Raw genomic sequence first — 11352 nt, 5'->3', positions numbered from 1 at the left:
ATTCCCCTTTCGCGCTTTGGTAGAAGTCTTCTTTCTTGCCATTTTGCCCCCCTCCTTGTGGCTGGATGTTAAACTGGACCAACAGCGGCGTTTGTGTCCATTGGACATCGCTTAGGACACACCCAAGTACCGCCATATAACGCGCCAAATGAGCCGCGCGGCGAGGCGACATCATCCTGCTGACCTGCGACCGCGTCGGCTCCATTTGGTTGTTGGGCAGCATCTGTGAATTTCGGGATCCGTCGCGTATTCATACCGAATCGCCGCTTACTTCTTCTGCAACGACGCCGTCAGCGATTCGTAGGACGCGAGGAAGTCCTTGATCCGGTCCTTCTTGACGAACGGCGCCCGGAAGAAGCGCTCCACTGTCGCGTTGAAGAGCGCGGAGTCGTCGTACGGCACCATGTGCGTGGCGTTCGGGAAAATGGCGAGCTGACTGTTCGGCACGTGATGGAAGATGTCGAGCGTGTGCTCGTCGCGGATCAGATCGTGGTCGCCCGCGAGCACGAGCGTGGGAGCGGTAATCGCCTGGAGCGCCGACGGGGCGATGTTCGGCTCCTCGAACATCATCGATGTCACCTTGACCGCGCGCCGGCCCTGGGGCGTGCCCTTCTCCGCTGCCGGGATGGCGTCGATCATCGACCTCGCCATCGCCCACGTTTCCGGGTAGACGGCATCCGTGCTCGGGTTCAGGTTGGCCGCCATGGCCGCAATCTTCTTCACCTTCGCGGGATGCCGGATGCCGAGCAGCAGCGCCTCGATGCCTCCGTCGCTCCAGCCGAGCACATCCACCGGCCCCGTCTTCAGGTGATCGAGGAGCGCCGCAAGGTCGTCGGTCATCTTCTCATAGGTGATCTTGCCGGGGCTGTCGCCCGACTTTCCGTGATCGCGGCTGTCCATCGCGATCACGCGGTAGCGCGGGCGGAAGAACGCGATCTGGGCGGCCATGGTGCCGATGCTGCCGCCGTTGCCGTGGATGATCAGGAGCGGTTCGCCCTGCCGTACACCTCGTAGTACAGGGTCACGCCGTCGTGGACGAAGGTCTTGCCGGCAGCCGGGTTCGAGCCGTATAGGACCGGCGCGACCGTCGGTTGGGACGCGGTGGCGGCCTTCGCGGGCGGCGCGGTGGTCGTCTGGGCAACGGCGAGGCACGGAAGGGCCAGCGCGAGTACGACGATCAGCAACTGCCGCTTCATGGGTACTCCTTTCAGGACGATAGCCGCGATCTGAGATTTGGCTGGGATTGTACGGTGACTAGGTTCCCACCACCGTCAGAATAGGTGACACGATTGCTTCCCGTTGTCCGATGCTTCCAGCGGGTACGACAACGTCGATCGGTTCCCACGAGACACTGAAGCCGACGTCTTGAGGCGGCCGGCGACGAAGTTCCGAATCGCCCATTTGCCTTCCAGGACCGGCGCCCCAGGAGGATAGACTATCGCGTCGTCGGACCAGAACGACACAATGCGCTCCAAGTCACCGCCTCGGCTTGCGGGCGCAGACACTGCGTTGTTATCCCCGGCATAGTCCGACCTTGTTGAGAGGCTACTGGTCTTGTCGGCCCAACTCTTTATTCACCTGCACAGGATACTACCCCTGACTCTGCCAACGCGGCAAGACTCGTCGTAATATCTGCTATTCACCGCCCAGGCGGTCCGCCGGACTCCGGACGCCTAACCCACCGCGGTTCAGAACGTGGGTGTAGATCATCGTCGTACTGACTGTCCGTGTGCCGCCATCCTTGAAGGGCGTTGCCCACGAAAAACCCGCCCGTCATACAGACCGAGCGGGTTTGGTGCCTTGGAGGTTTTCGTTCAGGGCTGGCGATCCCGTTTCACGATACCCCCCTCACGCTCACCGCGGAATAAAGACCGCTTCCGCCTTCAGGCGGCACGATTGAAGGAGCTCGATCATCGCTTCGATCTGCTCGATCTTCAGGGTTCCTTCGAGCGCTGGAGCGCCGTAGCCCGACCCATCGTAGCCCGGCGACGTGTAGATGCCAATGTGAAGCTCTGACATGTCGCCCGCACGGTCGGCAACTTCACCAAGATAGACCTTCACACCGTCACGGTTTGCCGTCACGGTTCGAAGCAACGGAACGGCCGGCGGATTGACGTGCTCCGCTGGATCGAGTGACGGGTTTTCTGGATCCCATTCAGTGACAGCCACGTCGATTTCACGCCCAGTGGTTCGCTCCATTGTCTGCATTGTCGCTCCTTAAAGGTGTACCGCACTATATCACTTGTGCTAGGGTACCGCAAGGCTTTTGTGCAATATCACTTGTGCGGTAGCAGAATCCTGCCATATTGGTATGATGTTCATGCCTGAGCGGTAGGAATGAGCCCCGCGAGGTTTCGGCTGCAGGAGGTTATCGACGCCAAGGGTACAAGCCAGAGCGAGCTTTCCCGCGTGTCTGGCGTGAGCTTCGCCACGATCAGCCGCATGTGCCGGAACGTCACAGCCCAGGTATCGCTCGCAACCCTCGATAGGCTTGCGACCGCGCTCAACGTCGAGGTTGGGGATCTGATTCAGCGTGAGCCGAAGGGACGGAGGAAGTGACCAGCGGGATTGCGGTGCTGACCGAAACTATCCGCGACATCAACGCCGCTCACGGTGCTTGCCGGGAATCTGCGCGCACTGCACTAGAGCATGCGGCTCGTGCTGGCCAACTGTTGCTTCGCTAGTGGGCGCGTCATGGTCTAAACGAGCTCAGCGCATTCCGGTCTGGAGCGCCCTCTCGCTTCTTGTCCCAATGATCGCTTTCGTTCGGATCTCCAATACTCCGGCGACGGCAACTACACAGATCGGTTACGCTCTCGCTCAACTTGGATACGTGATGTTCGCTGCAGGAGTGATCACGGGCACGTATGGTATCTTCGGCCTCAAAAAGCGAATACATGTTATCGGCGCCGCTATTGTAGCGTTCGTGATAGGAACCGTGCTGAGCAACATCGGTTGAGGCTCCGGTTGCCCGAGATGTTGAAGGAGGCGGGACTTTCGCCCTATGCGCTCTCGAAGCGATCGAGCGGGCGAATCTCCATGTCAGCGGCCTATCGGCTTGTGAAGCTCAATGGTCGTGTCCAGAACTTCGACGCCGGTATGCTCGAAGCACTCTGCGACGTGCTGTCTGTTGAGCCGGGAGAACTACTAGAGCGGGATTCCGCGAAGCGTCGGCGCAAATGAGTTGCCCGGTCCACGAGCAGTCGCAGCCCTGCTTCGTCTGCGCTCTCGAGGCCAGCTTGCCGAGCTTCTTGCCGGAACAACTCTGCGCGACAGCTGCCTTCATGGAGGCGCTACCGACTCGATACGCGATGAGCGGGGAGATTCAGGGCGAGGTCTTACACATCGCAGCTGAGATACGCGGACTCGCAGACCTGCTGGCCGCCTAAAGGCAGCCCGTTTCGGGCTATGAGTATCGGAAACGCTGGATGCGCTGCTGAGCGTTTCCGCGATGTCATGAAGAGGATTTTCCGAAAGGAGGCGCGTCGATATTCGGTGCTGACGGCCTGATGTGCGGGGGCGTGAATGAGGCGTTGCTGGCGCCGCTGCCGCTAGCGAGAGTTCCTTTCACAACTGCCAGGGGAATCTCAATGCACTGCTGGATCCATCGAGGTTCACGCGTCCACGCCCTACACGCTTCTTCCGACAGACAAAACTTCTCCACGTAGGGGCGGACGGTAACCGAGTTCAGAACCTGCTTGGTAACCAGCGCCTTACCGGCCTGGTAAACTGCGTGGTCTAGATAAGTGTCGGACTCGCCCCGTTTCATGGGCAATGTATCTACGCTAAAAAGGTCGAGAAAGCGTTGCTCGTCGTCAGTAAGTAGCGCGAGTTTTTCGTAGACGACCCTGATACGTGAACTACGCACACCCGCTCGGAAATCGGGGTCGGATGAGAAACCAATCTCCTCCGAATTAGCCGACAACCACCCGATCGTGTCGCCCTCAAAGGCCGCCCGCTTGATTAGTGTCTGGTAAGCTCCGGCGACGGCGGGATGAGCCTTTCGCCACTCCTCATAACCTTTTGCTTCATGCTCTTCCGCAGGGAAGGTAGGCTCGACATACCGGACGCGATTCAGAACGGCCACGCCACGGGCGTATTCGTTCCGGAAAGTTCGGAGTGCTTCCTGAATTTCGGAGAGGCTTGGAGGCGTTCTGTCTAGCGCATCGTCAACCGCCTTTGTGGCATCGCGCAGCTTTTTGGCCGGCTCGTAAGCGAAAATAGTGAAGGGGTTGCCGCGACCGGCAAAGTAACTGGCAGCCTGTTCATTCAAGGACGCGAGATTGGTAGAGGCCAAAAAGACGTTGTCATCCCTCGACAGCTCGCGCACGCGCTGAACGTCCTCATACTCGCTTGGCGACAGAGGGCGCGGTCGTAGGTTCTTGCGCCTTTCACGGAGCCTAGCGACCGTCGGGCTGTTTTCGATGAACGCGCTCAAGATCATCACGGCTAGCAAGCCAACCAGCAGTAAACCGAAAAAGCCGACCCGCTGCGCCATCAACCAACGAAGGTTCTGCGAGACGGGTGGCCAAACGGAATTGGTCAGCCAGGTACCCGCCACCAGTTCGAGGACAAACGCCACGGCTAGCACGCCGATAGCCGTCCATGTTCGATGACCTCGGATGCTTGTCCCGACCGCGCGTAGCTGCTCTCTGACTTTTCCCATTCCCCCGAATCTACGCGTCAGGCGATCAGCCGCAGCGAAGCGACCACAGAGAGCCGACCCCGAGGGATTGGTAGTAAATTCTCCGGTGTGCCGTCTGATGCAGATCGCTTCCGCTTCCTCGCAACACACAAACTGACCCTTCACACAAACGGCGAGCAGTACATGGTCCATTTCTGCCGCACAAATGGACCGGGAAAGCCGCCCATCTACTACCCGGCCTCGAATGGAGCTTCAGCGGAAGAAGCGATAGACCGCGCTATAGAGCGATACAACCGGAAGCATGCTCATCAGCCTACAGGCCGATGACTGCGTTATCTGTCGCCGCGAACGTCGAAGCTGAACTTTGCGAATTCACCGCGAATGTCGAGCGACTCCTGACAGAATTCAGCAGCCTTTACCTTGCCCGCACGTCTAGCCCGGGACTCGTTTTCTTTAATGTGAACGGCAACCATGCGTTCGAAGGCCTGCCCTTGCCAGGGCGCCAATTGCAATCAAAGCTCCTCCGCGAGCGAGGGCATCTGTATCCGCTGTTGGATCTGCTTACGCGTTCGCTCCCCGTAACCGACCGAAAGCGAGTGGACGAGGCTAAGGAGACATTTGATCGATTGATTCAACAGGACGGATGCACGTGGTCCAAGAACATCACGGAGACCGCTACAGCTGCGCGCCTTGCGCGCGATAATATTCTCGAAGTCCTCAACTCCCTCTACGATCCCACCCCAAACGACCTGCTGTATGTGCCGGATACCAACGCATTGTACGCGAATCCGCAGTTGGAAACGTGGCGTTTTGATTCCTCAAGGCCGTTTACGATTCTGCTGATTCCAACGGTGCTTGCTGATTTAGATCGACATAAGGTTGAGCATAAAAACGAGTCGCTACGCGAGAAGGCGTCGGGGCTTATCCGCCGTATCAAAGGCTATAAGGATCGGGGGAAGCTCATTGATGGGGTACCGCTGTCAAGCGGGGTCAGTGTAATTCAGTCGCTTGCTACGGAGCCGACTTTCGCGGAAACCTTACCGTGGCTTGATCGCAACAATGATGATGATCGCATTATCGCGGCATGTTTTGAGATAATGCACGCGCGTCCGCGCAGTGCAGTCTTGCTCGTTACTGCGGACATCAACCTGCAAAACAAAGCTGAATTCGCCCGGCTACCTTTTGTTGAGCCTCCACCGGCTAAGTAAACGATCTACGCCCCGGGCACGACGGGCGTGAAACTGATTACCCGTAGCAAGTGTTATTGCATGATCTACGGCCCGGCTCATCGCGCGCAGGATCTACGGCACCGCATCCTCGAGAGCATGACGGCGGAAGAGATCGAGCAATACTCAACACAAGGGAGAGTGAACGTGGAAGCCATAGAAACGAGTCGGAATTGCGAGAAGTGGGTACTACCCGGCAGATCGTCGCGATGAGTGAGTGGGGAAAGCCTCTCGGCGGCGGCGCTAACTGCTGGTTCCATTACGGCGGCAACGCTCACTGCAGGTGCCCCGAGACGGAACTCAACGACCTTGACCGAGCGGCCGTCGAGAAAACGCAGGAATGAACGCGATCGGGCGGCTACGGCCGGCCGTAATGCTGATTCTTGTCGCGCAGCTGAGTTGCGAGAGCGCGGCTCAGAACGCCGCAAGGGCGACAAAGGTAATAGGGAAGATCCTAAAGGACGCGGCGAGAAAGGCTGAAGGAACCGGTCACATTCCCCCGGTTCCGAAAGCTCCTGTTCCAGTAGCGCAAATTGTCCAGGAATCGATCGATCGGGTCAAGCTCGCCCAGTGGCGTAAACGCTACGCGTTTGCAGAGAACGTCATCCAGGAAAGCATATGTGCCGAGATCGGGCACGCCTTAAGGACTAAGGACTTTCCCACCTTTAATGGTTTCGTTGACACTGTGAAAGGGAACCTCCTTGGCCACGCGGTCCCGGGAGGTGAGGCGCTGAATGCCGCAACAGAGATCGCGGAGATGCTGTACGAGAAAAGCGACATGTCCTTATCCGAACGCTTCAGGATCCTCCGCTGGCAGATCGAAGAATGTCCCCGCTATTGAGGACGGAGCGGAGCCATCACACCTCGTTGATTATGCTCTGCTTTTTGCGCTCGGAAGTCCTCGTGAGTGGTGAGCCTTTTCTGATACAGCTCATAGACCTCCCGGAGGCGCGCCTCTACGCTCTGGTAGCTGGCATCTCGTGACGGCGGCGGAGTTGGAGCCGGATCGTGCGGCGAGGGTTTGCGGGAGTGGATGTCAAACCCAATACCTCGCGCGGTCCCAAGCCTCCGGTAGTTCCGCCTTGGCCTCCTCCCCGGATTCGCGCGTCGGGGAAAGCCGCCGAATCGACCGGTTTTTAGGCTTCTCCTTCAAATGTCCATGACCGTCCTTCTTCATCCTCGCAATCGCCCGTCAGGTCCTCCTCGAGCTCACAGTCGGGGAAGTCTACCCAGCCCCCTTTCGGAAAATAGATTCTCTGCAGCTCCTGCCCATCCATGTCGGCATCGACCGTGTAGGTATTCCCGCTGCTGCCGCTTGTCACCGTTACGGTTACGGTCCCGAAATAGCCCGATGGCTGGTCGTTCGTTTCATCGTTTGAGGTTGCCGGATCATCTGACGGTAGCGCATACGCACGACGGATGGTCGGCGATCCCCCCGTCCGCGACATGTCGCCCTTCTGGACCACAGCCTCACCCGGCCCGCACATCGTGCTGAACGCCACGACCACGGCCAGTGTGAATCGCATCCAAAGCTTTCGCATTTAGCCAACGCTGAAAGGGAACCGTCAAGAACGTTCACGTTTGAGTGCGATCGCGCAAGCCACGTTCCGCGGTTCTTCTCAGGCTGATGGTTGAAGGAGAGGTTACGATGTAACCGGTTCGACGCTGAGTGGCCATCAAAACTCCGGGGATAAGTCCGGTAATAACGATGGATACAGAGCTGAGGACCTTCCCATTTCTCCCATAATTCCCTAGTTCCCAACCTCAACCATCGGGACACTCAGAGGGTGTTGCAAAGGGGTCGTAGCGGTCTAATTCGAAGCGTCGTGTTCCCCGAGTGTGACCCGGACGCTCCACAAAGCCATTGAGAGCGACAAACGCCGCAACATAAACGGTTGCGGCGTTATCAGTTGCCCCTCCTAGGCTCGAACTAGGACTCTCCTGATCCAGAGTCAGGGACAATCATTCACCATTAACGACAATCTGGCAACGACCTTCACCGGTCCCGCGGCAGCCGCTTCCGCTGCCGCCAAGCGAAGATCGTTCGGGAAGCGGTCGACACGCGTCGGCATCTTGGCGTTCGCTGGGAGGACGGCCAGAGTGAAGGACTCGTTGTGCACATCCATCCCCACCTAGATGATAGAGCGAGTAACAGGAACTGCAGCAGTAGTCGTTGACATAGGTTGGTCTCCATATGCGACAGTCTGACCACCAAACTGCGCGAAACCAGCATCCTGCGTGGAGGCCGATTGATTCTCTGTCGCTAATCGCCCGTCGTCGCGGTGGCTGCCGCGCTTTATCGTACCCACCGTAGCGATGCCAGCGCGGCCAATCCTGGTCGGTCGCGCGGATCCACCCGCAGCCGGTCGCCCGGGCCGCCGAACCGATACACCTGGTCGCTGACCGGCCCACGGATCGCCGCCTCGCCGGTCCCCACGTATTCGAACATGATCACAGATGTCGCCGACGCCGCAGCGGCGCCGACGGATGCCTTGGTCCCGGCGCTCGCGGCGATGGCTGCGGCACGTGCCGCCGCGCGGTTACTCCCACAGCACATGTCCCTTTCTCCTATTTAGATGGTCTTTGTCCCGCTGGGGGACCTGCCGGGAACGCGCGTTCGAGCAAAATGGCGCCGCCCGATAGCGCGGGCCAGAAGACAACCCGAACGATCCAATCGTCGCCCAACCAAACCGCGATCGGCAACGCCACCCAGAGGCTCGAGCAGTTGAAGCAGTCCATCATTTGTCCGATGAATCCCGACCCCGCGATGCGGCGGAGGCGGGCCACCACGTTCCACGGCCCATCCTCCGCCACGATCAGGTGTGTTAGGCGCCACGTCGCCAAGATCCCGGCGACCAGCAGCGCCCCACTCACCGCATGGCTCTCGTCACACGGACACCTGGAAGCTCCGTTCGCTCAGGTTGCGGTGCGCGTTGTTCGCGCTGCAATTTACGATGGTACGCTTATATGCCCGGAGCTCCAACTGGTAGCAGCAGCTCTCCTGGAAGGCCACGTCGGCCGAGATCGACAGCCGGATGGCACCGCCGGTCCACGTCGGCGCCGTGGCGTTCTGCGGAAGCATTCGTGCCGTCGCATAGTCGGGCCCCACCTGTGTCGCTGCCGGCACCGGACCACCCAACAGCGGCGTCATCACGCCACCCAGGCCGATGAGGTCGCGTGACAAGTTCTCCCCGAACGTGGCTTCCAGACTGTATGAGGCCAAGTGGCCCTGCGCATCGTACGCAACGAAGTCAACCTCGAGAGTGTCGCCGGGTTTGATCTTGACGTCGCCACAGGGACCAATCACCTCTGAGCCACCCCCCCCTGTGTGTACGATGCGAGCGTCTAGGATATCGGTCATCGGTTCGTTCGTACAGGTATGCGTGGTGCCTGGGCCGCACGGATTGTCCGCTGGCCCGGGGGCGGGGAAGGTCGACTGGTTATCGATGGTGACGATGATGCCGGCCGGCGTCTGCGTATCGCACACCGGGAGGACCCGTCGATTCGAGAGCACCCCGCCCGCCTCGTCATACCCGACGACCTGTAGACCATAGGTGCCGTCGCCGAAAGCCGGCTCGGTGACCCATGGGAACACCATGTCGATGTTCGTTCCGAGCCACACCTTGCTGCCACCCCAGTCCGCAGGCGTGTGCGTCGCCTCGTAGTGCTCGATCGTTTCGTAGACGTGGTGTCCACCGATCGGCACTTGCGCGCTGAATGGGACGTCGACATCGGTGGCGAGGGTGAAATCCCAGTACTCGCGTACGAACGTCCCAAGCGCCTCAGGTGGTACTACCTGCCAGGTGCCCCCTGAGTCCGTCGTGAACTCGATCTCGTAGTAGTCGATGCCGCTGAGGCATTGCACGGTACCACGGATGTCGACCACGCCGCCGAATGGCGCATCGCCTCCGTTCGAGATCACGTTCGGGAATGCGTACCCTACGGGCGCCGGATCGGCACCCGGATTCCCCCCAACCTCGTCTTCGTCGACGTTGCAGACCTTGGCGAGCGACAAGCATTCGCCCTCAAGGCAGCCATTCGTCGCTACGCAGCACGCGTCGTCGGACGCGGTGAGCGTCACGTTGAACATTTGCGGGATGTTCCAGCGGGCCGAGAACCACCCCTCGTCTACGATTACGCGCGACTGGCCTCCGCAGGTCTGCGTGGCACGGAACACGATGTCGGGGGTGCAATCCCACCACGGCTGCCACGGCCACCATGGCCAGAGGTGAATCGACTGGAGCGCCGGGATGTTAGGCAACCGCGCGAGCAGCCGTTCCCGCAACCCTTCGAGGCGAGCTGGATCCACCGAGGCGACTGCCTGACGAGCGCGTGACACGACGCGCTCCGCAGCGACTGCGGCGACGTTTCCGACAGCGGAGCGTTTTTCCGACGCGGCCACGATAGACCGCCCCGCCGACCGAAGGACAGGTTGGTCACCGATCAGTTTTTCGAATAGAGCGAGATCGGGCTGCGGATCGGAAAGCGGTATCTTCGGGAAGCGCGGCTCCCGCTGCAGGGCGCCGAGAATGTGTCCAGCGAGCGTCGGTTCGACGTACCATCGGCGGAGCCGCCACCACCACCATGGCCACCACCCGCAGCACCATTTGAATGTCAGGGTGAACGAACCGCTCGCGTCAGTCGTGGCGCAGCCCACCAGCTGCCGGCTCCACCACCACCACCACGCGTCCACGTCGTACGCACAGACGACGGCCCCGGGAACAGCGTTGCCGTCGGGACAGAGCACGCGTCCGTGGATCGTGAAGGCCCTGCACCATCGCAGCCACCAGAACCAATAGTATGGGGTGATGCGGATGGTGGGAATGACGAGCTCGTCCCTCCCCAACCATCGGCGGAGAGGGACATCAACCGCGATCGTCTGCAGGCCGAGGAGTTCATCGTCGGTTGCGTCGTACGGCCCCACAAACACGCGGAGACCGCGGGCGTTTTCCTTGACGTCGAACGAGACTTGCGCCGACGCCTTCTTGTCGAGCGTGACGGTTTCGGAAGCGAGCGGCTTGCCGCCCGAAGCGAGGAGGACCTTGATCTGTCGTTTTGGGTCGAGACCCTCTATGCCCGATGCATCGAGAGGAATTGTGATGCGCGCCATGTGACCTCCATGTGGTACTGTCGGGCGGCTGGGTAAAGTCTCAGCGAAGCACGATCTAGTTTAAGTGCCACTTTCTCCTCGATAATAGGAAGAACGTAGCAGACCACAATGCCGGTTTTATATCACGGTGTGCGGTTTTTGTATCACCCTATTAGTGATGCAAAAACCGCAAGTTCACTGCGGCCGTCAAAGCGGCGCTGGTCCACGTGGAGCGATCGGCGCCAATCACGACTTCCTCGTCAACAACGTCGACAATTACCCCGGCGCGAAGGACGACGGGAACGCATGGAGCTTCAACGTCTACTACAAGGACACGTCACCATGAACGCCGGCAGAATGCGTGCTGTGCGCCCGTTAAGCGGCTTAAGCGT

Annotated in this window: 16 protein-coding genes; 6 read left to right on the top strand and 10 right to left on the bottom strand. The window is 59.8% G+C overall.

Annotation, left to right across the window (positions count from 1 at the left end; all coding sequences use genetic code 11):
* From VES88_16540 to VES88_16520, 5 genes are all read right to left on the bottom strand, one after another.
* The coding region (locus tag VES88_16540) for a hypothetical protein (protein HYN83090.1) at positions 1-223 on the bottom strand (223 nt) is incomplete at its 3' end.
* Positions 224-267: 44 nt separating this feature from the next.
* Entirely contained in the window at positions 268-948 is a 681-nt protein-coding gene (locus tag VES88_16535) for an alpha/beta hydrolase (GenBank protein HYN83089.1), read from the bottom strand.
* Between the two features lie 32 nt (positions 949-980).
* Positions 981-1196, bottom strand: a complete 216-nt coding sequence (locus VES88_16530; GenBank protein ID HYN83088.1) for a hypothetical protein — start codon at positions 1194-1196, stop codon at positions 981-983.
* 75 nt (positions 1197-1271) lie between these two features.
* Positions 1272-1475 (bottom strand): hypothetical protein, encoded by a 204-nt coding sequence (locus VES88_16525; GenBank protein ID HYN83087.1) that lies wholly within the window; start codon positions 1473-1475, stop codon positions 1272-1274.
* Positions 1476-1854: 379 nt separating this feature from the next.
* A complete protein-coding gene (locus VES88_16520; GenBank protein ID HYN83086.1) occupies positions 1855-2208 on the bottom strand; it encodes a hypothetical protein in 354 nt (117 codons plus the stop codon).
* A 129-nt stretch (positions 2209-2337) separates the two neighbouring features.
* On the opposite strand from VES88_16520, the gene VES88_16515 reads away from it, so the two are divergent.
* From VES88_16515 to VES88_16505, 3 genes are all read left to right on the top strand, one after another.
* Positions 2338-2559 (top strand): helix-turn-helix transcriptional regulator, encoded by a 222-nt coding sequence (locus tag VES88_16515; protein HYN83085.1) that lies wholly within the window; start codon positions 2338-2340, stop codon positions 2557-2559.
* 193 nt (positions 2560-2752) lie between these two features.
* Positions 2753-2959, top strand: a complete 207-nt coding sequence (locus tag VES88_16510; GenBank protein ID HYN83084.1) for a hypothetical protein — start codon at positions 2753-2755, stop codon at positions 2957-2959.
* Positions 2956-3183, top strand: a complete 228-nt coding sequence (locus tag VES88_16505; protein HYN83083.1) for a helix-turn-helix transcriptional regulator — start codon at positions 2956-2958, stop codon at positions 3181-3183. The genes VES88_16510 and VES88_16505 overlap by 4 nt, the downstream gene beginning before the upstream one ends.
* A 271-nt stretch (positions 3184-3454) precedes the next feature.
* On the opposite strand, the gene VES88_16500 is transcribed toward VES88_16505, so the two are convergent.
* A complete protein-coding gene (locus VES88_16500; GenBank protein ID HYN83082.1) occupies positions 3455-4582 on the bottom strand; it encodes a hypothetical protein in 1128 nt (375 codons plus the stop codon).
* A gap of 386 nt (positions 4583-4968) precedes the next feature.
* Between VES88_16500 and VES88_16495 the strand changes: the two genes are divergently transcribed.
* Positions 4969-5853: a PIN domain-containing protein gene (locus tag VES88_16495; protein HYN83081.1), complete on the top strand. Its 885-nt coding sequence runs from the start codon at positions 4969-4971 to the stop codon at positions 5851-5853.
* Positions 5854-6244: 391 nt separating this feature from the next.
* Positions 6245-6712 carry a hypothetical protein gene (locus tag VES88_16490; protein ID HYN83080.1) on the top strand — a complete coding sequence of 156 codons (468 nt, stop codon included), beginning with the start codon at positions 6245-6247 and terminating at the stop codon, positions 6710-6712.
* A gap of 295 nt (positions 6713-7007) precedes the next feature.
* Here VES88_16490 and VES88_16485 read toward each other — a convergent pair whose 3' ends face one another.
* From VES88_16485 to VES88_16470, 4 genes are all read right to left on the bottom strand, one after another.
* Entirely contained in the window at positions 7008-7412 is a 405-nt protein-coding gene (locus VES88_16485) for a hypothetical protein (GenBank protein ID HYN83079.1), read from the bottom strand.
* A 411-nt stretch (positions 7413-7823) separates the two neighbouring features.
* Positions 7824-7991, bottom strand: a complete 168-nt coding sequence (locus VES88_16480; GenBank protein HYN83078.1) for a hypothetical protein — start codon at positions 7989-7991, stop codon at positions 7824-7826.
* A gap of 176 nt (positions 7992-8167) precedes the next feature.
* Complete coding sequence (locus VES88_16475) at positions 8168-8428, bottom strand: hypothetical protein (GenBank protein HYN83077.1); 261 nt, start codon at positions 8426-8428, stop codon at positions 8168-8170.
* Positions 8429-8758: 330 nt separating this feature from the next.
* On the bottom strand, positions 8759-10981 hold the full coding sequence (locus tag VES88_16470) for a carboxypeptidase-like regulatory domain-containing protein (protein ID HYN83076.1): 2223 nt from the start codon (positions 10979-10981) through the stop codon (positions 8759-8761).
* Positions 10982-11138: 157 nt separating this feature from the next.
* Between VES88_16470 and VES88_16465 the strand changes: the two genes are divergently transcribed.
* Positions 11139-11306, top strand: a complete 168-nt coding sequence (locus VES88_16465) for a hypothetical protein (GenBank protein HYN83075.1) — start codon at positions 11139-11141, stop codon at positions 11304-11306.
* Positions 11307-11352: the final 46 nt, after the last annotated feature.

Source organism: Gemmatimonadaceae bacterium (genome assembly GCA_035633115.1).
Taxonomy (GTDB): Bacteria; Gemmatimonadota; Gemmatimonadetes; order Gemmatimonadales; family Gemmatimonadaceae; genus UBA4720.
The sequence above is the reverse complement of the archived record's forward strand: the minus strand, read 5'-3'. Positions and strand labels throughout refer to the sequence as shown.